This window comes from Agrobacterium vitis (assembly GCF_013337045.2).
Taxonomy (GTDB): domain Bacteria; phylum Pseudomonadota; class Alphaproteobacteria; order Rhizobiales; family Rhizobiaceae; genus Allorhizobium; species Allorhizobium vitis_B.
This window is the reverse complement of record NZ_CP118259.1, coordinates 1,637,799-1,656,952: the sequence shown is the minus strand read 5'-3', so window position 1 is coordinate 1,656,952 and position 19,154 is coordinate 1,637,799. Positions and strand designations below refer to the sequence as shown.

At 57.8% G+C, this 19,154-nt stretch carries 18 protein-coding genes and 3 tRNA genes; 10 read left to right on the top strand and 11 right to left on the bottom strand.

The window, feature by feature from the left end; genetic code table 11:
- Positions 1 to 80: 80 nt before the first annotated feature.
- The 4 genes from G6L01_RS08015 to G6L01_RS08000 are packed head-to-tail and all read left to right on the top strand — an operon-like array spanning position 81 to position 2,733.
- The gene (locus tag G6L01_RS08015; protein ID WP_070164849.1) at positions 81 to 1,070 is read left to right on the top strand and encodes an RluA family pseudouridine synthase; all 990 of its coding nucleotides are present in this window, start codon (positions 81 to 83) and stop codon (positions 1,068 to 1,070) included.
- 14 nt (positions 1,071 to 1,084) lie between these two features.
- On the top strand, positions 1,085 to 1,288 hold the full coding sequence (locus G6L01_RS08010) for a hypothetical protein (protein WP_070164848.1): 204 nt from the start codon (positions 1,085 to 1,087) through the stop codon (positions 1,286 to 1,288).
- Positions 1,285 to 1,938 (top strand): HAD-IA family hydrolase, encoded by a 654-nt coding sequence (locus tag G6L01_RS08005; RefSeq protein ID WP_070164847.1) that lies wholly within the window; start codon positions 1,285 to 1,287, stop codon positions 1,936 to 1,938. Before G6L01_RS08010 ends, G6L01_RS08005 begins: the two co-directional genes overlap by 4 nt.
- A gap of 9 nt (positions 1,939 to 1,947) precedes the next feature.
- A complete protein-coding gene (locus G6L01_RS08000) occupies positions 1,948 to 2,733 on the top strand; it encodes an ATP12 family chaperone protein (protein ID WP_070165141.1) in 786 nt (261 codons plus the stop codon).
- A 14-nt stretch (positions 2,734 to 2,747) separates the two neighbouring features.
- On the opposite strand, the gene G6L01_RS07995 is transcribed toward G6L01_RS08000, so the two are convergent.
- Both G6L01_RS07995 and G6L01_RS07990 read right to left on the bottom strand, forming a co-directional pair.
- Complete coding sequence (locus G6L01_RS07995; RefSeq protein WP_015916040.1) at positions 2,748 to 3,053, bottom strand: DUF1883 domain-containing protein; 306 nt, start codon at positions 3,051 to 3,053, stop codon at positions 2,748 to 2,750.
- Positions 3,054 to 3,414: 361 nt separating this feature from the next.
- Complete coding sequence (locus G6L01_RS07990; RefSeq protein ID WP_070164846.1) at positions 3,415 to 4,734, bottom strand: MFS transporter; 1,320 nt, start codon at positions 4,732 to 4,734, stop codon at positions 3,415 to 3,417.
- 462 nt (positions 4,735 to 5,196) lie between these two features.
- On the opposite strand from G6L01_RS07990, the gene G6L01_RS07985 reads away from it, so the two are divergent.
- On the top strand, positions 5,197 to 5,823 hold the full coding sequence (locus tag G6L01_RS07985) for a LysE family translocator (RefSeq protein ID WP_070164844.1): 627 nt from the start codon (positions 5,197 to 5,199) through the stop codon (positions 5,821 to 5,823).
- A 106-nt stretch (positions 5,824 to 5,929) separates the two neighbouring features.
- On the opposite strand, the gene G6L01_RS07980 is transcribed toward G6L01_RS07985, so the two are convergent.
- The 4 genes from G6L01_RS07980 to G6L01_RS07965 form a co-directional block, all read right to left on the bottom strand.
- Positions 5,930 to 6,256 (bottom strand): flagellar basal body rod protein FlgC, encoded by a 327-nt coding sequence (locus G6L01_RS07980; protein ID WP_070164843.1) that lies wholly within the window; start codon positions 6,254 to 6,256, stop codon positions 5,930 to 5,932.
- 130 nt (positions 6,257 to 6,386) lie between these two features.
- A complete protein-coding gene (gene radC / locus G6L01_RS07975) occupies positions 6,387 to 7,226 on the bottom strand; it encodes a RadC family protein (protein ID WP_070164842.1) in 840 nt (279 codons plus the stop codon).
- A 3-nt stretch (positions 7,227 to 7,229) separates the two neighbouring features.
- Positions 7,230 to 8,066, bottom strand: coding sequence for a type I methionyl aminopeptidase (map, locus tag G6L01_RS07970; RefSeq protein WP_070164841.1), 837 nt, complete (start codon positions 8,064 to 8,066; stop codon positions 7,230 to 7,232).
- A gap of 125 nt (positions 8,067 to 8,191) precedes the next feature.
- Positions 8,192 to 9,082, bottom strand: a complete 891-nt coding sequence (locus G6L01_RS07965) for a LysR substrate-binding domain-containing protein (RefSeq protein ID WP_070165140.1) — start codon at positions 9,080 to 9,082, stop codon at positions 8,192 to 8,194.
- A gap of 100 nt (positions 9,083 to 9,182) precedes the next feature.
- Here G6L01_RS07965 and G6L01_RS07960 point away from each other — a divergent pair, with 100 nt between their 5' ends.
- Positions 9,183 to 10,229: a YeiH family protein gene (locus G6L01_RS07960; protein WP_420359831.1), complete on the top strand. Its 1,047-nt coding sequence runs from the start codon at positions 9,183 to 9,185 to the stop codon at positions 10,227 to 10,229.
- On the opposite strand, the gene sfsA is transcribed toward G6L01_RS07960, so the two are convergent.
- On the bottom strand, positions 10,219 to 10,929 hold the full coding sequence (sfsA, locus tag G6L01_RS07955; RefSeq protein WP_070164839.1) for a DNA/RNA nuclease SfsA: 711 nt from the start codon (positions 10,927 to 10,929) through the stop codon (positions 10,219 to 10,221). The genes G6L01_RS07960 and sfsA overlap by 11 nt on opposite strands.
- 151 nt (positions 10,930 to 11,080) lie before the next feature.
- Positions 11,081 to 12,883 carry a PHA/PHB synthase family protein gene (locus tag G6L01_RS07950; protein ID WP_070165139.1) on the bottom strand — a complete coding sequence of 601 codons (1,803 nt, stop codon included), beginning with the start codon at positions 12,881 to 12,883 and terminating at the stop codon, positions 11,081 to 11,083.
- 395 nt (positions 12,884 to 13,278) lie between these two features.
- On the opposite strand from G6L01_RS07950, the gene G6L01_RS07945 reads away from it, so the two are divergent.
- The 4 genes from G6L01_RS07945 to recJ all read left to right on the top strand — a co-directional run bounded on the left by G6L01_RS07945 (position 13,279) and on the right by recJ (position 18,430).
- Positions 13,279 to 13,695, top strand: a complete 417-nt coding sequence (locus G6L01_RS07945) for a hypothetical protein (RefSeq protein WP_234891824.1) — start codon at positions 13,279 to 13,281, stop codon at positions 13,693 to 13,695.
- Positions 13,696 to 13,975: 280 nt separating this feature from the next.
- Positions 13,976 to 15,193, top strand: coding sequence for an LL-diaminopimelate aminotransferase (locus G6L01_RS07940; RefSeq protein WP_070164838.1), 1,218 nt, complete (start codon positions 13,976 to 13,978; stop codon positions 15,191 to 15,193).
- A 71-nt stretch (positions 15,194 to 15,264) separates the two neighbouring features.
- Positions 15,265 to 16,587 carry a homoserine dehydrogenase gene (locus G6L01_RS07935; protein WP_070164837.1) on the top strand — a complete coding sequence of 441 codons (1,323 nt, stop codon included), beginning with the start codon at positions 15,265 to 15,267 and terminating at the stop codon, positions 16,585 to 16,587.
- A 40-nt stretch (positions 16,588 to 16,627) separates the two neighbouring features.
- A complete protein-coding gene (recJ, locus tag G6L01_RS07930) occupies positions 16,628 to 18,430 on the top strand; it encodes a single-stranded-DNA-specific exonuclease RecJ (RefSeq protein WP_070164836.1) in 1,803 nt (600 codons plus the stop codon).
- A 103-nt stretch (positions 18,431 to 18,533) separates the two neighbouring features.
- Here recJ and G6L01_RS07925 read toward each other — a convergent pair.
- The 3 genes from G6L01_RS07925 to G6L01_RS07915 all read right to left on the bottom strand — a co-directional run bounded on the left by G6L01_RS07925 (position 18,534) and on the right by G6L01_RS07915 (position 19,147).
- Positions 18,534 to 18,608 (bottom strand) — tRNA-Glu (locus tag G6L01_RS07925).
- Between the two features lie 175 nt (positions 18,609 to 18,783).
- Positions 18,784 to 18,858 (bottom strand) — tRNA-Glu (locus tag G6L01_RS07920).
- 214 nt (positions 18,859 to 19,072) lie between these two features.
- Positions 19,073 to 19,147: transfer RNA gene (locus G6L01_RS07915), tRNA-Glu, on the bottom strand.
- Between the last annotated feature and the right edge of the window lie 7 nt (positions 19,148 to 19,154).

The window sequence follows — 19,154 nt, the reverse complement described above, 5'->3', positions numbered from 1 at the left end:
GTTCAGTATGAACCTGACAAACTCTAAGTGAATTGACAGGGTTTGGCGCGCGCGCGCCCAAGGGAACGAAAGACGTCCTTATGGCAGGCATAGAACACATTACCGTCGGTCCAGACGAGGCGGGCATGCGCCTCGACCGCTGGTTCAAGATCCACTATCCGGGCCTCGGCTTCGGTCCCTTGCAAAAGCTGATGCGCTCCGGCCAGGTCCGCGTCGATGGCGGCCGGGTGAAAACCGATGCCCGCGTGCAGCCCGGCCAGGTGGTGCGTGTGCCGCCGATGGATGTTGATGCCAAGACGCCGAAATCCGGGCCGATTGCCTCCCATGATCTGAAACATGCTGGCGACGGTGAATTGCTGGCGCGCATGCTGTTGCATGAGGATGAAAAAGTCTTCGTCCTGAACAAGCCAGCCGGTCTGGCCGTGCAGGGCGGCTCCGGCCTCAATCGCCATATCGACCAGATGCTCGAAGCCTGGACCAGCAAGAAGGGCGAAAAGCCGCGTCTCGTGCATCGCCTCGACCGCGATACGTCAGGCGTGCTCGTCGTCGCCCGCACCCGTGGCGCCGCCCAGAAACTGACAGCAGCGTTTCGTGAGCGCGACACCAAGAAGACCTATTGGGCGCTGGTCAAGGGCGTGCCGCGCAAGCATGACGATAAGATCTCCACCTGGGTGGTCAAAGAACAGACCGAAGACGGCGACCGCATGCGCATCGCCCGCCACGGCGAAGACGGCGCCGATCACGCCGTTTCCTATTACCGTGTGCTGGAAACAGCGGCGCAAAGCCTCGCCTGGCTGGAAATGGAGCCCTATACGGGCCGTACCCATCAGCTGCGCCTCCACGCCCTGCATATCGGCCATCCGATCATCGGTGATCCGAAATATTATATCGACGATCCCAACTGGGATTTCCCCGGCGGCGTCCAGAAGCGGCTGCATCTGCATGCCCGCCATATCGATATTCCCCATCCCGATGGCGGCCGCCTGCGCATCACTGCGCCCTTGCCGCCGCATATGGTGCAGACCTGGAACCTTCTGGGCCTCGACATGGAAAATGGCGGAGATTTTTAGAAAGATCGCTTGTAATGGATGCCGTTGCTAACTACCTCATTCCTTTATTCTTAGTCGGATTCTTAATCTATGGATTTGTTTCGATTCGTGGGCGTCAAGGGAAAGCCATAGTCTTGACCGAACAGCACATGCAAGCTTTGCGGGAAAATTCCGAGGCGCTACGGGAAAATTCAACGCTATTACGGCAGGTTTTAGCATCTAAGGAGCAGGACAAATGAAACTGGTCCTGTTCGATTGCGACGGCACCTTGATCGACAGCGCGGGGACCATTCACGAGAGCATGCGCCGTACGTTTCTTGCTTTCGGCAAGCCGGAGCCGACGCTTGATGCGACCAAAAGCATCATGGGCCTGACGCTGGACATCGCCATCGCCCGCATCGACGGCAAGCAGCATGTCGATGACGAAGCTATGGCCATGCGGGACCATTACAAATCACTGTTTACCGAGGTGCGCCAAGCACCGGGCTATAGCGAACCGCTATTTGACGGTATTCGAGCATTCATCGAGCGGCTGGCTGCGGAAGACGAGATCCTGATTGGGGCCGTGACCGGCAAATCCCGGCGCGGCTTGAATTATGTTCTCGACGCCCACGGCTTTCAGTCCTATTTCGCCGTGTCGCGCACGGCGGACGATTGCCCGTCCAAACCGCATCCGGCCATGGTGACGGAGTGCTGCGATGAAACCGGCATGGATTTGAAAGACACCGTGGTGATTGGTGACGCGATCTACGATATGCAAATGGCCAGAAGCGCCGGTGTCAAGGCGATCGGTGTCAGTTGGGGCAGCGCCAGCACCGATCAGTTGAAGGCCAGCGGTGCGCATTTCGTCGTAGACCGGGCCGACGCGCTTCTTGCCCATATTTTGTGAGTGACCATCATGCGTGATATTTTCGAGGGCTTGACGCCTGAATTGAGTGATCCCGATCCGGTGCGCCGGGCGCAGATCCAGATGAAAAAGCCCTTGCCAAAGCGCTTCTATCAAGACGTGACCATTGCAGCAGGGCAGGACGGTCATGCGGTGCTTCTGGATGGCAAGGCGGTCAAGACGCCGGCCCGCAACGCCCTCGTGCTGCCGACAGAGCCTCTGGCTGCTTTGGTTGCTGCCGAATGGCATGCGCAGGCTGAGGTGATTGACCCCGCGACGATGCCGGTCACCCGGCTTGTCAATACGGCGCTTGATGCTGTCAGCGCCAATACACAAGAGGTGCTGGATGATATCGTCCGGTTCTGCGGCAATGACATGCTGTGCTACCGGGCCGATGCGCCTCAGGAACTGGTGGAGCGTCAGAGTGTTAAATGGGATCCGGTTTTGGACTGGCTTGCCGAGACGCATGGCGCACGGGTTCTTCAGACCAGCGGCATCATTCATCAACCGCAGCCATCAGAGGCAGCCGAGGCTTTCGAGCGGGCATTGCAGCGGTACCGCGATGGTGTGGCGCTCGCCAGCCTGCACGTGATGACGACGCTGACGGGGTCCGCTATCCTGGCGCTGGCGCTGGCCGATGGCCATCTGAGCCTGCTTGAAGCCTGGGATCTCGCCCATCTGGATGAAAACTGGACAGATGAGCACTGGGGCAGCGATATGGAAGCAGAAGCGCGCAGCGCGGCGCGTTTCGTAGACATGCAGGCCGCCCATGATGTGTTGAGGGCTGCTCGCGCTTGAGCCGATATAGTGTTTCAGCTTGCCTTTTTGGATTTCACTGGCGGTGCGACCATCTTTACGGATGATTCCGCCAGGCCATGGTGGCCTTCCATATCGACGATCAGATGCCAATGGGCTTGCTCGGGAACGACGATTTTGACCGGGGCTTTCTTCGCGACGCCGCCCGCAAATTTGTAATCCAGCCCTTCCTTGAAGCGTTGGAAATTGCTGGCGGTCATCAGTCGGACGTTGTTGATGGCATTCAACTGGACTTCCAGAATGGTGCCCGCCCGCAATTCCTTCAGATCGTAATGAGTGAACCGAAAGCTCGGTTTGGTCATGATGGGCCTCCTCCCGCATGAGGCATGATTGTGTGGTTATCGCGGCCGTTGCGCGAAGCGTGTCTGCATGCTGCCATGACGATTTAAAATCGTATAATCGATCCAAAAATCCCGAAAGAGCCATGGCTTTTAAGTCCCGTTAAAATAAAACAGGATCATTAAGGAAATCCTAGATGAATGATCGGGAACTTATCGGTTCGTCACTCGTTCGTCAGTGGGGCTGATGTGAGGGTTTCGACCCCCCTACGGAGCCGGATCGTTGGTCCCCAACCTATGGTTACCCCGCCCAGGCTATGCCGGGCGGGGTTTTTCATGGCTATTCAGGTCCATTCCCTGGAGGTTTGGAGTCATTGCGCGCCGCTCACACTGCTTCTCTGTCGATATGGGAGGTTTTTTTCGTATCCGGCATCACGGCATAGACAATCAGCGAGACCGCAATACATCCTGACACATACCAGTAGAACCAGCTCTCATGGCCAGCCTGCTTGAACCATAATGCGACATATTCGGCTGTGCCACCGAAGATCGACACGGTGAGAGCGTAGGGCAGGCCGACGCCCAGCGCCCGAACCCCGGTTGGAAACAATTCCGCCTTCACCACCGCGTTGATGGCGGTATAGCCGGAGACGATGACCAGCGCCGCGATGATGATGAAAAAGGCTTCCAGCGCATTGGAGGCGGTGCTCAGTGTGGTCAGAAGCGGCACGGTGCAAAGCGTGCCGAGTACGCCGAACGCGATCAAGATCGGTCTGCGGCCAATCTTGTCTGATAAGAATCCGACGAGTGGCTGAAGGCACATGTAGAAAAACAGCGCACCTGCCGAGACCAGTGTGGAATCGTCCTTGCTGAGATGTACGGTGTTAACAAGGAATTTCTGCATATAGGTCGTATAGGTGTAGAAGGCGACAGTGCCGCCCAGGGTCAGGCCAATGACGGTGAAAACCTGCCTTGGATATTTCATCAGTTCGCGCAGCGGATTGGTCCGCACCTGTTCCGCTGACCGCTGGAACTGTTCGGTTTCGGCCATGTTGCGGCGTAAGAATAGGGCGATAATCGCCAAGCCGCCGCCGATGACGAAGGGAATGCGCCAGCCCCAGGCTTCGAGTTCCTCACCGGTCAGCAGCAGTTTTTGCAGCAGCAACAGGACCAGAATGGCGCAAAGCTGCCCGCTGATCAGCGTCACATATTGGAAGCTGGAATAAAAGCCACGCCGCTCTTTCGTCGCCATTTCAGAAAGATAGGTGGCGCTGGTGCCGTATTCTCCGCCCAGGCTGAGGCCCTGCAACATGCGGGCCAGCATCAGGATGGCGGGGGCGGCATAACCGATCGTCGCAAAGCCCGGCGTTACCGCAATCAGCAGCGACCCGAAACACATCAGCAGGACTGAAAGCGTCAGCGCGGATTTGCGCCCCTTGCTATCGGCATAGACTCCAAAAAACCAACCGCCGACCGGCCGCATGATAAAGCCGACAGCAAAGATACCGGCACTGTTGAGCAATTGCGCAGTCGGATCGCTATTTGGGAAAAAAGCAGGCGCAAAATATAGGGAAAAGGCGGAATAGACGTAAAAATCGTAATATTCGACCATATTGCCGATGGAGCCGCTGAAAATGGAGCGCAGTCGGCGCGCCATATCACTGCTATTTTCACCTGCCGGTGGTGCGCTTTGTCTCTCTGCCATATTGCTTCCTCACCTGTTCCGATTCTCTTCCCTATAGCGGGTTGCATGATTCGAGATTCATCCAATATGCCATAGGTTGTTGTTTTGCCGTGTCTTTTTCCCTAAACCGCTACCCGCTTTCGGGAGACATGTTTTAACGGACAAAACCGTTGCACGGTCAGATGGCACCTCGCAAGACGGGAATTCTTTAAAATTGTGGTTGTCGTTGCGGTGTGGTTCCTCGCTCGAATTGCAGTTCCAGCTTTCCTTTAATTGGTTCCGGTTTGAGAAATTTTGCAGTACAGCGTCTTTGGCTCGCGCTCTTTGCCCGTGTTCTTGGGTCGTTGCAGTGCAGGCACGGCATAATATGCGAACCGAATGGGGTTCTCGACGTTATGCCTGGTCAAGGCTTGCCGCGCTGCCGGTACATGACTGTTTCTGCTTTCATCCGTCACGGATAAGGCCTCTGTGACGGAGAAAATCATGCTGATTATCCTGCTGCTCAAGGGCATTTTGCTCGGCATTGCCGTGGCCGCACCGATTGGGCCAATCGGCACGCTCTGCATCAACCGCACCATGGAGCGCGGATTCTGGCATGGAGTCTCCGCTGGGCTTGGAGCTGCCATTGGCGACATGGTCTTCGCCATTGCCGCCGCAGCGGGCTTTGCCGCCATGCAGGATCTGCTGGCTGAAATATCGATGCCGCTGAAACTGGTCGGCGGCACGCTTATACTGCTGATTGGTATCCGCATGCTTGAAGCGCGGCCACCGCGACCGGCAGCACAGATCAAGGCCAGCGATTTTATCCGCACCACCATTTCCACCTTCGGGCTGACCATTACCAATCCTGCGACGATCTTCGGTTTCGCAGCGCTATTTGCAGGCGCGGGTCTCGCCGATACCGGCGATGTCAGTCCGTTCTTTCTGGTGGCAGGGGTGTTTCTCGGGTCGCTGATCTGGTGGTTTGCGCTGTGCGGCGCTGTCGTCTGGCTGAAAAGCCGATTGCCTGACCATTTCACGATCTGGGTACAACGCGGCTCCGCCGTTCTGCTGATCGGCTTCGGCCTGATTTCGCTCGGCCTTGCCGCCCGGCAATATTGGGGTGGGTGAGGGCGAGCATTTCCAGGAAAAGTGTGTAGCGGTTTTCCGTCCGGAAATGCGTAGAATAAAGAGCATTTCCAGGAAAAGTGGAGCCCGGTTTTCCGTTCGGAATGCTTTAGTCGCGTTTGACGCTCATCAGCATGTCCCACATGTCGGCGCCGGTCTCGAACACTTTCGCATTGGCGGCAAACCCATTTTCGGCACCGATCATGTCGGTTATCTCACGCAAAGGATCGACATTCGGCGCGTCCTGCGTCACGGGCGCGTCAGTGGATCGGCTTGTGGTTGCTACGACGCCTGAGCTACTGGCTGAAAGATTGGTGTTCAGCCGCTGATATCCGGGCGTATCGGCATTGGCAATATTGCTGGCAACATTGCTCAGGCGTGTCTGTTGGGCCAGCATGCCTGATGTCGCCGTGTTCAAAATACCGGAAATGCTCATCTCATCCGTCCTTGCAGCGTGAATGACAAGGTGTAGCGGAAGCGGTTTACCGAAGGCTGAACGGGCAGGCTTAACAATAGGATAGCGGCTGTCTCAAGCTGATACGGTTGTGATCTTAACAGCATCAAGCTCAGATCAGCCGCAGGCCTTTCAGGCTGGCATGGCCCTGTTTGCCGATGATCACATGGTCATGCACGGTGATGCCGAGCGGTTTTGCCGTATCGATAATAGTTTTGGTCATCTCAATATCGGCCCGGGATGGGGTCGGATCACCGCTTGGATGGTTGTGAACGAGGATAATGGCCGTGGCGGATAATTCGAGTGCGCGTTTGACCACTTCGCGCGGATAGACGGGCGTGTGGTCAACTGTGCCTCGGCCCTGCACTTCATCGGCAATCAGCGTATTGCGCTTGTCGAGAAACAGGATGCGGAACTGTTCGGTGGTTTCATAGGCCATGGCCGCGTGGCAATAATCGATCACGCTCGACCAGGAGGACAGGATCTGCTTGCCCTTCAACTCGCTTTTCAGCATCCGCTGCGCTGCCGATGAAATCAGCTTCAAATCAAGCGCCACGGCCTCGCCGACACCTTTCACCTCCTGAAGCAGGCTGTGCTTTGCGCCAAATACCCCCGCAAGGCTGCCGAACCGGTCCAGCAGGGCCTTGGCAATCGGTTTGGTGTCGCGCCTTGGGATCAGCCGGAAGAGCAGCAGTTCCAGCACTTCGTAATCGGCCAGCGCCTCATCGCCCTTTTCCTTGAACCGCAGGCGCAATCGTTCCCGGTGGCCATGGTAATGTTCCGGCTGCTTGGCGCTGGTGTCCGGCGCCTTTTTCATCGCCTTCGGCTTCTGGACCTGTTCGGCGAAAAAGCCGCGCTCGTCCTCTTCGTAATCGAAACTCTCGTCCTGTTCCGGCAGGAAGGACGGGGAGGCGGTTTCGTCGGCGTTAGGAAAGCGCGGCGGCTTGTTCATTGCTCAGCCTTGCAAGGGAGGCAGGCCCGGACGGTCCAGCCCGGCAGGCGACAGTGTGAAGATTTCGCAGCCGGACGAAGTAACGCCGACGGTATGTTCATACTGCGCCGTCAACGACCGGTCGCGGGTAACAGCGGTCCAGCCATCGGCCAACACCTTCACATGCGGCTTGCCCAGATTGATCATCGGCTCGATGGTGAAGATCATGCCCTCGCGTATTTCCGGGCCTTCGTCGGGCCGTCCGTAATGCAGGATATTCGGGCTGTCGTGAAACAACTGGCCAACCCCGTGTCCGCAGAAATCCCGCACCACGGAACAGCGTTGCGCCTCGGCAAAGCTTTGGATGGCGGCACCAATTGCACCCGTTCGCGTTCCCGGCCTGACGACCTCTATGCCCCGCATCAGGCATTCATGGGTAACTTCGAGCAGACGTTCGGCGGCCCGCTTGATTTCGCCGACCGGATACATTCGGCTGGAATCGCCGTGCCAGCCATCCACCACATAGGTCACGTCGATATTGACGATATCGCCTTCGCGCAACGGTTTGTCGTCAGGAATACCGTGGCAGACGACATGGTTGATCGAGGTGCAGACCGAATGCCGATAGCCGCGATAATTCAGGGTTGCAGGCAGAACGCCGTTATCCATGCCAAAATCGAAGACAAACCTGTCGATTTCATTGGTGGTAACGCCAGGCTTCACCATCGGGGCCAAGGCGTCCAGGCAGCGGGCTGTGACCTGGCAGGCCTTGCGCATCGCTTCGAAAGCATCCGCGCCATAAAGACGGATCGCACCAGTGTTTTTGAGCGGCGCGGTAGCCGCGTCGATGTAATTTACCATTCCATTATCATCCCGCAATCAATTTCAGTTTTTTACATACCGCAGGCAAAGGTTGTTCGTCCATCACGATCCGCAGAGTACGATCAATTCTTAACCGCTTCCGGTCTGCTATACCCAGATCATCTTCACTCGCTGTCAGGATCAGTCGCCCGTTGCAGGAAGGCACGGGCCGCGCCACTGATGCGCCTCTCACGGTGGCGAAGGGCGGTGAAGTGACGAACTGGGAGCGGGATCGGAGCAATTTGCAATGCGCCGCTTGCGACTAACGCTTGCACTGCCGACCGGGACAGCGCGCTGGCGCAGCCGCCCGCCCCAAGCGCCGATAGCACCGCTTCATTGGATGGAAAGGTCAAGGCCACGGTCAGCGATGACGGCTCTATCTCCATGGCCTTCAATGCCTGCTCGAAATAGGCGCGCGTGCCCGAACCCATTTCTCGCAAAATCCAGGGCGTGGCCAGAATCGCCGCTGGCAGGTCCGCGGCAGGATCTGCCAGCGGATGGCCACAGGGGACGACGATGACCATTTCGTCTTGCGCGACCACCAGGTGGGTCAATGTCTCCGAGGGTATCTCGGCCTCGACAAAGCCCAGTTCCGCTTTGCCTGTCTCCACGGCGTCAGCGACGGAGGCCGAATTGCCGATGGTCAGAGCCAGTTCGATATCCGGATGGAGGGCGTGAAACTGCATCATTTTGCGTGGCAGCCAATGGCTGGCCACCGTCTGGCTGGCATGGATGGTCAGCTTGCCCCGGCTTAATCCACCCAGTTCGGCCAGCACCAATGCTGCATGGTTCGCTGCATCAAGCGTTGCGCGAGCCTCATCGATAAAGATCCGGCCTGCCTGGGTAAGCTCAATACCCCTTCCAACCCGGTCAAACAGCAGGACATCATGATTGATCTCCAAGGCGCGGATGGCCGCGCTGACGGCGGACGGCGTCAGGCCGATTGCCTCTGCCGCCCGAGTGACATGCTGACGCTCGGCAACGGCAAGGAAAATGGTCAATTGCTCAAGCGTCATGGTCATCTCGATTGTGAAATTATTCTGCATGAAATGTAGTCAATTATGCGTTGGAATAAAATGAATTCTCCATGCAAAACAGGCCAACCGATGGAAAGGTTTGAAAATGCGCCTGTTTCGCCCTGTTATTTCGCTCGTACCTGGGATTGTCCTGTCCAGTGCTGTCGCTTTGGGAGGCTATGCTCTCGCCTTTACGGTTCAGCGTGTCACAGGGCGGATGCCTGTCGATGCCCTGGTCTGGTGCATTTTACTCGGCACCCTGATCAAAAGCCTGTTTGTCCTGCCGCCAGTCGTGAACAGGGGCATTCACCTCTGCGCGAAAACCGTGCTGGAACTTGCCATTGTCCTGTTGGGCGCATCGGTCAGCCTTGGGCAGATCGCCGGAAGCGGGTTCACCCTGATAGCTTTTGTGATTGCCGTGCTCTGTTGCGGTCTGGTCAGCAGTTATGCGATTGGGCGTGTTATCGGATTGCCACATCCGCTAGCGCTGCTGGTTGCCTGCGGCAACTCCATTTGCGGAAATTCGGCGATCATGGCGGCAGCCCCGGTGATTGGCGCCGATGCCGACGAGGTTGCTTCGTCCATTGCCTTTACAGCCGTGCTTGGCATTCTCGTGGTGCTTCTGCTGCCGCTGGTGGCTTTTCAAGCCGGTCTGGACCCCCGCCACTACGGAATTCTGGCGGGCATGACGGTCTATGCCGTTCCGCAAGTGCTTGCAGCCACTGCGTCCTTCGGGCTGGTCAGCCTGCAAATTGGCACGCTGGTCAAACTGATCCGGGTGATGATGCTGGGGCCTGTTCTGCTCGGACTGGGCCTGCTGGGATTGGAGATGAGTGCCAGAGGTATGGAAATGGGGTCCGGGTTTAAAAATGAGCGTAAGTTCTCCTTTGCCCACTTGGCGCCCTGGTTCATCATCGGTTTTCTGGCATTGATGGTGGCTCGATCCCTGGATGTCCTGCCGCATGGTCTGCTGGAGCCGTCGCAGCATTTGTCGGGTTTTCTCACCACCCTGTCCATGGCGGCACTTGGTCTTCAGGTTGATCTGCGCAGCCTGCTTGCGTCCGGGGGCAGGGTACTGGCGGCGGGAAGCCTTTCCATTCTGGCCTTGGGGGCGATTGCGCTGACGGCCATTCATTTCATGGTGTAGTCAGGCGCACTGGAACGCTGCAAGACGGAATGATCCCGCCCGGTGTGATCGCGCATTTCACCGCATAGGCTTCGACGCTTTGGCTTATGGCGGCGGTAAAGGCCCGTCCGTAGGCGGGGTCGAGATCGGCGCAGATCGCCAGGGCATCGCAATCCTGCCGCTGGATCACATAGAGCATCGCCGCCCGCTTGCCTGCCGCCACCAGCTTGGCCATTTCGGTCAAATGTTTCGCGCCTCTGGTGGTGACGCTATCTGGAAATTCCGCCAATCCGGTTTCCCGGATGAAATGGACGTTCTTCACCTCAACATAGCAATCCGCTTTGCCAGGACCCGACAACAGCAGGTCGATCCGGGAGTTCTCGCCATAGCGCTGCTCGGTGCGGATCTGCGGATAGTGTAAGAGATCGCTGACCAAACCGGCGCGGATCGCCTCGTGAGCCAGACGGTTGGGAAGGCTGGTATTGACGCCAACCAATGTTCCATCGGCTTCGATCAACTCAAACCCATAGCGATATTTCCGTCCCGGCTTTTCGCTTTGCGAGAGGTAAATGCGTGAGCCGGGCGTGGTCAGCCCGCGCATTGAGCCGGTATTGGCGCAAAAACCGGTAATTTCGCTGCCGTCTTCCAACACCGCGTCGAAAAGAAAGCGTTTGTAGCGGCGCACCAGCGTGGCCGCGACCAGTGGCGGATCGAAAATCATGGCGTTTCTATCGTTCGGCTAATCTTTATACCGAGGCTCTGACATGCTCACGCATCCTCGCCTCGAAGAGATTGCAAATATCTCAAATGCATCAGAGGCTTGAGATATTTGCAAAAAGAATACGAAGAGTCATTTTAAATGAGTCTTCGTATCAGACCCGCTCCAGCACGTAAGAGCCCGGCGCATCCCCTATGGCATTCAGTGCTGTGCCGCCCGGTTTGCGGGCCGCCACGCGGCGTTTGTCCAATCCTTCGATCCATTTCTGCCAATGCGGCCACCAGGAGCCGGGGGTTTCCTCGGCCCCGGCCACCCAATCCTCGAAGGTGCCTTCTGGCTTGCCATTGGTCCAGAACTGGTATTTGCGCTTATCGGGCGGATTGACCACGCCGGCGATATGGCCGGATCCGCTCATCACATAGGTGACGGGACCACCGAAGCAGGCCGATCCGACAAACACCGATTTTGCCGGGGCGATATGGTCTTCCTTGGTGGCGAGATTGTAGATCGGGATTTTCACGTCTTTCAGTGACAGGGTCTTGCCATCCAACTGCATCTTGCCGCGCGCCAGATTGTTTTCCAGATAGCAATTGCGCAGATAAAACGAGTGATTGGCCGCCGCCATCCGGGTCGAATCGGCATTCCAGTACAAGAGATCGAAGGCGGTCGGGTCCTGACCCTTCAGGTAATTGTTGACGAAATAGGGCCAGATCAGCTCGGACGAGCGCAGCATGTTGAAGGCCGAGGCCATTTTCGAGCCATCCAGATAGCCCTTCTGCCGCATCTTTTCTTCCAGCCCGCTCACCTGTTCCTCGTCCACGAAGACTTTCAGGTCGCCTGCATGGGTGAAATCCACCTGGGTGGTGAACAATGTGGCGCTGGCAATCCGGCTATTGCCTTCCTTGGCATGCAACGCCATGGCGGCAGACAGCAGAGTGCCGCCAACGCAATAGCCGATGGCATTGACCTTCTTTTCGCCGGTGGCTTTCTCGACGGTGTCGAGGGCAAAATCCACGCCTTCACGAATATAGGACAGCCAGTCCTTGCCCGCATGGCGTTGATCGGGATTGACCCAGGAAATCACGAAGACCGTGTGGCCCTGGTCGACGCAATATTTGATGAAGCTCTTTTCCGGATTGAGATCGAGAATATAGAATTTGTTGATCCAGGGCGGGCAGATCAGCAGGGGCCGCTTCAGCACCTTGTCAGTGGCGGGTTCGTATTGAATGACCTCGCAGACATCGCTCTGGGCGACGACCTTGCCCGGCGTCAGCGCCATATTGGTGCCTAGCGCGAATTTGCTGGTGTCGGTCTGGCGCATCCGCAATTCACCCTGACCGGCGGCCATGTCTTCGGCAAACATTTTCATGCCCTTGACCAGATTGGCGCCGCTAGTGGCGACCGTCTCGCGGTAAAGCTGCGGATTGGTCATGACGAAATTGACCGGCGACAGCGCCGCCGTCATCTGCCGGACGTAGAACAGCGCCTTATGGCGCGCATGCTCATCCAAGCCTTGCGTATTTTCCACCAGTTTCTCAGCCCAGTCGGACAAGACCAGATAGGCCTGGCGCAAAAAATCGAAGAACGGATTGCGCTGCCAGTCGACATCCGCGAATCGCTTGTCCTTGATCGGTTCGGGCGGTGGAGCTGTTTGGGCAGGCATCGAAAGGCGGCTCAAGCTCTTCATCCAGACGCCGAACAGCGAGGTCATCAGATGGGTCTGCGCCTCCAGGCTGCGCTGCGGATCGGTCATCCAGTATTCCGCCACGCCTGACAGGGTCTTGACAAGTTCGACGGCAGGTTCCGCCACCGGATCGACGAGGCCAGTCTTTTCACGCGGCGCGATCCAGGAGGAGGCCGCCTTGCCGAGGTTCTCAAGCGCCTTGGCGAGATTGACGGCCAGCGCTTCGGGGTCCTTGACGATATAGGGATCGATCAGGGACGGGTCGAAACCCATTTGATTGAAACCGGCCTTTTCGGATTCAGAACCGTCAGCGTTGTTTGCTGTTTTGCTGGTTTTCGGCCCGGTTTCCTGGCTGGTTTCCGGTCCGCGTTCTGGCGCGTCGGACGCGGGATGGGATTGACCGGCGCGACCCTGGTCCTTCGATGCTGTGGTCAATGCCATCTCCCCTTGGCTCTTCTCTTTTTTATATTTGCCTATCCTGCCTGAAAATGACTACAAGTTCCAGACAGATGAAAGGTGTGGGTGTGGTTTGACTCACATGTTTTACAAGGTTTGCGCGTTTTGTCGCAGGTTATTCACGTTTACGTTGTGAAAAGCGTGGGGCGAATAACCACACGGCTTGCGCTGCTGTTTTTCCCGGTGCCGGGCGGATTTGGTTGGGTTTGAATATGGTTTCGATCGTCTCTTTGGTTGGGCAGTCTTCGCGTCTGAAGCCGGCTCTGCGCCTGGCGAAAGCCGGTGCGGTGGGAACTGGCATTCTTTGCCTGCTTGCACTTGCCGGCTGCAACAGCACGCCCGCTTCGCAGTCTGCGGTGCGCCCGGGCCATGTCGATGTGACGGTGACCGACAAGACCGATCCTGCCGCTGCTGCCTATACCACGCCGGATGGTTATCCGGATTTTTCACGGCCCTTGACCGCGGCCAATGTGCAGATGAGCAATGACGAGGCGAAGGATATGGGCAAGCGCCTGTCTTCGCTCTCTTATCTGCGCAAGACCGGGCAGATCAGCCAGGCCGAATATGAGCGCCGCGTCGAGGAAATGCGCAAGCTTGCCAAGACAAACGGACAGGTTAAGGGCCAATAGCAAAAGCCGTACCGCCCGCCTGCAAATAGCCCTTGCCTTGCAGGGCATTTGGCCGCAAAGCAAATGCAATGTGACAGTTGCATTCTGACATGTCGAATGTGCCCGGAACCGATGACCGGGAGGGACAGGGCAGGGTGCGGTTGGCCAAATTCTACCGCGAATCATTGCAATTTGCGGTATTGTCACGGCACCCCGATTTGCCAGATCCGTTTTCGGGGATGCTGCAGTGGAAAACGGATCGTCCGCAAGGCGGGGAGCCTGCGGTTCAACGAGGTCTGAGATGGAAGAGTTTCACAAAGTTCGGCGTCTGCCGCCCTATGTTTTCGAACAGGTCAACCGTTTGAAGGCAAGCGCGCGAGCCGGTGGCGCTGATATCATCGATCTCGGCATGGGCAATCCCGATCTTCCGACCCCGCAGAACATTGTCGACAAGCTGTGTGAGGCCGTGCAGGACCCCCGCACCCATCGCTATTCCTCGTCCAAAGGCATTCCAGGTTTGCGCCGGGCGCAGGCCGCCTATTATGCCCGCCGTTTCAATGTGAAGCTCAATCCGGAAACCCAGGTTGTTGCGACGCTGGGATCGAAGGAAGGTTTTGCCAATATGGCGCAGGCGATCACCGCGCCTGGTGACGTGATCCTTTGCCCCGATCCGACCTACCCGATCCATGCTTTTGGCTTCCTGATGACCGGCGGCGTGATCCGTTCCATCCCGGTCGAGCCGGATGAAACCTTTTTCCCGCCGCTGGAGCGTGCGGTGCGCCACTCGATCCCCAAGCCCTTGGCGCTGATCATCAACTATCCGTCCAATCCGACGGCGCGTGTCGCCTCGCTGGATTTCTACAAGGACGTGATCGCCTTTGCCAAAAAGCATGACTTGATCGTGCTTTCGGACCTCGCCTATTCGGAAATCTATTTCGACGGCAACCCTCCGCCATCGGTATTGGAAGTTCCGGGTGCCATGGATGTCGCGGTGGAGTTCACCTCGATGTCAAAGACCTTTTCCATGCCCGGCTGGCGCATGGGCTTTGCCGTCGGCAATGAGCGTTTGATCGGCGCTTTGGCCCGGGTGAAATCCTACCTGGATTACGGTGCATTCACGCCGATCCAGGTGGCCGCTACCCATGCGCTGAATGGCGATGGCACGGATGTTGCCGAAGTGCGCAATATCTACAAGCGCCGCCGCGACGTGCTGGTCGAAAGCTTCGGCAAGGCCGGTTTCGAGGTGCCGCCACCGGCGGCAACAATGTTTGCCTGGGCAAAAATTCCGGAAAAATTCCGCCATCTCGGCTCACTGGAATTCTCCAAACTACTGGTAGAAAAGGCCGATATGGCGGTCGCGCCAGGCATTGGCTTTGGCGAACAGGGCGATGATTACGTCCGCATCGCGCTGGTCGAGAACGAGCATCGTATTCGCCAGGCCGCCCGCAATCTGAAGCGGTTCCTGTCGACAGCGGACGACACGCTGCACAATGTCGTATCGCTCAACGCCCACCGTTGAGAGTTTTTATCGGAGCGGCCCATTCGTGGCCGCTCTTTTCCGAATATTGAAAAGCATATCAGGATTGTCTCATGGCTGATGCCCTTAAGATCGGCATTGCGGGTCTCGGAACCGTTGGTGCGTCACTGGCGCGTATTTTGCAAACCCGCACCCAAGCGCTTACTGTCGCCTGCGGTCGGCCCATCGCCATTTCGGCGGTCTCGGCGCGCGACAAGACCCGTGATCGCGGCGTCGATCTTGCCGGTGTCGCCTGGTTCGACAGCCCGGTCGAGATGGCTGAAAAGGCCGATATCGACGTGTTTGTCGAGTTGATCGGCGGCGCGGAAGGACCAGCCGAACACTCTGTGCGCGCGGCCCTCGGTTGCGGCGTGCATGTGGTGACCGCCAACAAGGCGCTGCTGGCCCGCCACGGTGTGGAACTGGCCAAGCTGGCGGAAGAAAAGGGCCTCTTGATCAACTATGAAGCTGCTGTCGCGGGCGGTATCCCGGTTATCAAGACGCTGCGCGAATCGCTGACCGGCAATGATTTCTCGCGGATATACGGCATCATGAACGGCACCTGCAATTACATCCTGACCCGGATGGAAAAGGAGGGCCTGAGCTTTGCCGATTGCCTGGCTGAAGCCCAGCGTCTTGGCTATGCCGAGGCCGATCCGACCTTCGATATCGAGGGCAATGATACCGCGCATAAGCTGTCAATCCTGACGACGCTGGCCTTCGGTAGCCAAATTGCCGCAGACGAGATTTATCTCGAAGGCATCAGCAATATTTCCATCGACGACATCCACGCCGCCCGCGATCTCGGCTACCGAATCAAGTTGCTCGGCGTAGCGCAAAAGACCTCCACCGGTATCGAACAGCGCGTCCATCCGACCATGGTGCCGCTCGATTCGGTGATTGCCCAGGTCGATGGCGTGACGAATGCGGTGGCGCTGGAGTCCGATATTCTCGGCGAATTGTTGATGGTCGGCCCCGGCGCCGGTGGCAATGCCACGGCATCCGCCGTGCTGGGCGACATTACCGATATCGCCAAAAGCCGACCCGGCGCGCAGATGGTTCCGGTTCTGGGCCGCCCGGCGCATCTGCTCGAGCCCTATGTTCAGGCTGAGATGACCCGGCATGAAGGCGGCTACTTTATCCGCCTGACCGTGGTCGACCGCACCGGGGTTTTCGCCAGCATTGCGACGCAGATGGCGGAAAACAACATTTCGCTCGAATCGATTGTCCAGCACTCGCAGACATCGTCTGACGCCGATCAAACCAAGACGATCATCCTCGTCACCCATGCCACATTGGAAAAATCCGTGCGCCAGGCCGTTGCCGCCATCAAGGAGGAAGGCTATCTGCTGGGTGAACCGCAAGTGATCCGCATCGAGCGGCCGAAAACAGCTTAGCTCCTGACTGTGGAGCGGCGATAACCGAGTTGCTTCATCAATGCTTGAACCCGCCGACCCGATAGAACGCGCCTTTTTGAATGTCGAGACCTCGGTCAGCGGCCAGCGCTGGGTGTCTCGGCTGGATCAGGCTGGGTTGAACCGGTCGCTGGCGATTGCGCAGGTGCATGGCATTCCCGATCTGGTGGCGCGGGTTCTGGCTGGGCGGGGTGTGGCGGTTGCCGATGCGCAAGCCTTTCTCGATCCGACCATACGCGACCTGATGCCCGACCCTTCCAGCCTGACCGATGGCGATAAAGCTGCGGACCGGCTGGTAGCGGCAATCATGCGCTCTGAGCGCGTGGCAATTTTCGGCGATTATGATGTCGATGGTGCTGCGTCGTCGGCGCTTTTGTGGCGGTTTCTCGCGCATTTCGGTATTGAGGCCGAAATCTATATTCCCGACCGAATTTTCGAAGGCTATGGCCCGAATGCCGCTGCCATCGGTCAGTTGATCGAGCGTGGTGCGCAATTGATTGTCACGGTGGATTGCGGCTCGACAAGCCACGATGCCCTGGAGGAGGCAAAGCGCAGAGGCGTGGATGTGGTGGTGATCGACCATCACCAGATGGGCCAGGACTTGCCTGCCTGCCTGGCGCTGGTCAATCCAAACAGGAGCGACGACCTGTCAGGGCAGGGCCATCTCTGCGCGGCGGGCGTGGTGTTCATGGTGTTGGTGGGAACGCTGCGCAAGCTTCGTGAAGCTGGTCACGGTGCTGCGCGCTCGCTCGATCTGCTGGCCTGGCTGGATCTCGTGGCGCTGGCGACGGTCTGCGATGTCGTGCCGCTGAAGGGGCTGAATCGCGCTTATGTGGTGAAAGGCTTGATTGCCGCCCGTCACCAGCAAAATGCCGGTCTTGCATCCCTTCTGAAGATCGCGGGAATCGGCGGCCCGGTGACGCCCTATCATTTCGGTTTTCTGGTTGGTCCACGAATCAATGCCGGTGGCCGGATCGGCGATGCGGCGCTGGGCAGTCGGTTGCTGACGCTGGACGATGCTGCCGAGGCCGATGAAATTGCCGCCCAATTGGATGATCTGAACCGTCAACGTCAGGCGATGGAAGCGCAGATGCTGGCCGAGGCGGAAGCCGAGGCCATGGCCGAATATGGCACCGGCGAGCGCGCCGCCGTGATTCTCACCGCTCGGGAAGGCTGGCATCCTGGCATCGTCGGACTACTGGCGGCCCGGCTTAAAGAGCGGTTCCAGCGGCCTGCCTTTGCCATTGCCTTCGACGGATCGGGCAAAGGAACTGGCTCTGGGCGGTCCATCGCCGGTTTTGACATGGGTAAGATGGTGCGCGCGGCGGTGGACAATGGCCTGCTGGTTAAGGGCGGTGGCCACGCCATGGCCGCAGGGCTGACGGTAGAGCGCGGCAATCTCGGCAAGGTGCGGGCGTTTTTTGATGAACAGGCGCAGGAAAAGGTCATGGCGCTCTCGGCCATCAGGGCTTTGAAGATCGATGGTGCGGTTGGCGCATCCGGTGCGACGCTTGCGTTGATCGATCTCCTGGAAACCGCTGGCCCCTATGGCTCCGGCCATTCCCAACCGATCTTCGCCATCCCCGCCCACCGCATTCGCGAGTCTCGGCTGATTGGCACCAGCCACGTCAAGGTCACGCTGGAAGCGCCGGATGGCAGCCGAATCGACGGCATTGCCTTTCGCGCCAAGGAAACACCGCTCGGTGATCTCCTGCTTGGTCGTCGCGGTGATGCCGTGCATGTCGCTGGTTGCCTTGGGGCAGAACTCTGGCAAGGCACGCGCCGTATTCAAATCCGTATTCTGGATGCTGCCCCAGCGTTTTGAGCGCGGCGAAAAACGTCACGGCACAGCACTTCGATTAACTTGAGAACGCAAAGCGCACTCTGCGCTTGGCAACGGTATAAACATCAATACGGGGAGGGTTCAGTGGCACGCCCTAGGGGAGTCGAACCCCTCTTTTCAGAATGAAAATCTGACGTCCTAACCGATAGACGAAGGGCGCGTGCTGTGGGCTGCTTATAGGCAGGCGGATGATTCATGGCAAGCGAAAAAATGAGCTTTTTCCGTAGGCTCAGTGATTTTTTTCATGCGATCTATCAGCTGGCTGACCTAAGGTCGCGCAGTCTTTTCCGCTTCAATAAGCAGGATGTAGAAACGAGTTTTCCGGGGAAACGCAGTGGCACGCCCTAGGGGAGTCGAACCCCTCTTTTCAGAATGAAAATCTGACGTCCTAACCGATAGACGAAGGGCGCGTGTTGCGTGCGGCTCTCTTAGTGCGAACCGACTGGAGCTGCAAGCGAATTTTTCAGCTTTGCTGCCGAATTTTCCTCGGCCTGTGGAGAACCGTCAATGCTCCGCGCCCACCCTTCGAAAAGCTGATGTAATGTGCAGTGGTCGAATCCAAACATTTCCATCGTTATCTTTGAAACGATCGTTATTTTTGAAACATGTTGGGGAATGAAGCAGTGGCACGCCCTAGGGGAGTCGAACCCCTCTTTTCAGAATGAAAATCTGACGTCCTAACCGATAGACGAAGGGCGCGTGCTGT

What these genes read in the sequence shown, in the direction of transcription:
- G6L01_RS08015 (WP_070164849.1), top strand. Translation starts at nt 81, where the DNA reads ATGGCAGGCATAGAACACATTACCGTCGGTCCAGACGAGGCGGGCATG.
- G6L01_RS08010 (WP_070164848.1), top strand. Translation starts at nt 1,085, where the DNA reads ATGGATGCCGTTGCTAACTACCTCATTCCTTTATTCTTAGTCGGATTC.
- G6L01_RS08005 (WP_070164847.1), top strand. Translation starts at nt 1,285, where the DNA reads ATGAAACTGGTCCTGTTCGATTGCGACGGCACCTTGATCGACAGCGCG.
- G6L01_RS08000 (WP_070165141.1), top strand. Translation starts at nt 1,948, where the DNA reads ATGCGTGATATTTTCGAGGGCTTGACGCCTGAATTGAGTGATCCCGAT.
- G6L01_RS07995 (WP_015916040.1), bottom strand. Translation starts at nt 3,053, where the DNA reads ATGACCAAACCGAGCTTTCGGTTCACTCATTACGATCTGAAGGAATTG.
- G6L01_RS07990 (WP_070164846.1), bottom strand. Translation starts at nt 4,734, where the DNA reads ATGGCAGAGAGACAAAGCGCACCACCGGCAGGTGAAAATAGCAGTGAT.
- G6L01_RS07985 (WP_070164844.1), top strand. Translation starts at nt 5,197, where the DNA reads ATGCTGATTATCCTGCTGCTCAAGGGCATTTTGCTCGGCATTGCCGTG.
- G6L01_RS07980 (WP_070164843.1), bottom strand. Translation starts at nt 6,256, where the DNA reads ATGAGCATTTCCGGTATTTTGAACACGGCGACATCAGGCATGCTGGCC.
- radC (WP_070164842.1), bottom strand. Translation starts at nt 7,226, where the DNA reads ATGAACAAGCCGCCGCGCTTTCCTAACGCCGACGAAACCGCCTCCCCG.
- map (WP_070164841.1), bottom strand. Translation starts at nt 8,066, where the DNA reads ATGGTAAATTACATCGACGCGGCTACCGCGCCGCTCAAAAACACTGGT.
- G6L01_RS07965 (WP_070165140.1), bottom strand. Translation starts at nt 9,082, where the DNA reads ATGACGCTTGAGCAATTGACCATTTTCCTTGCCGTTGCCGAGCGTCAG.
- sfsA (WP_070164839.1), bottom strand. Translation starts at nt 10,929, where the DNA reads ATGATTTTCGATCCGCCACTGGTCGCGGCCACGCTGGTGCGCCGCTAC.
- G6L01_RS07950 (WP_070165139.1), bottom strand. Translation starts at nt 12,883, where the DNA reads ATGGGTTTCGACCCGTCCCTGATCGATCCCTATATCGTCAAGGACCCC.
- G6L01_RS07945 (WP_234891824.1), top strand. Translation starts at nt 13,279, where the DNA reads ATGGTTTCGATCGTCTCTTTGGTTGGGCAGTCTTCGCGTCTGAAGCCG.
- G6L01_RS07940 (WP_070164838.1), top strand. Translation starts at nt 13,976, where the DNA reads ATGGAAGAGTTTCACAAAGTTCGGCGTCTGCCGCCCTATGTTTTCGAA.
- G6L01_RS07935 (WP_070164837.1), top strand. Translation starts at nt 15,265, where the DNA reads ATGGCTGATGCCCTTAAGATCGGCATTGCGGGTCTCGGAACCGTTGGT.
- recJ (WP_070164836.1), top strand. Translation starts at nt 16,628, where the DNA reads ATGCTTGAACCCGCCGACCCGATAGAACGCGCCTTTTTGAATGTCGAG.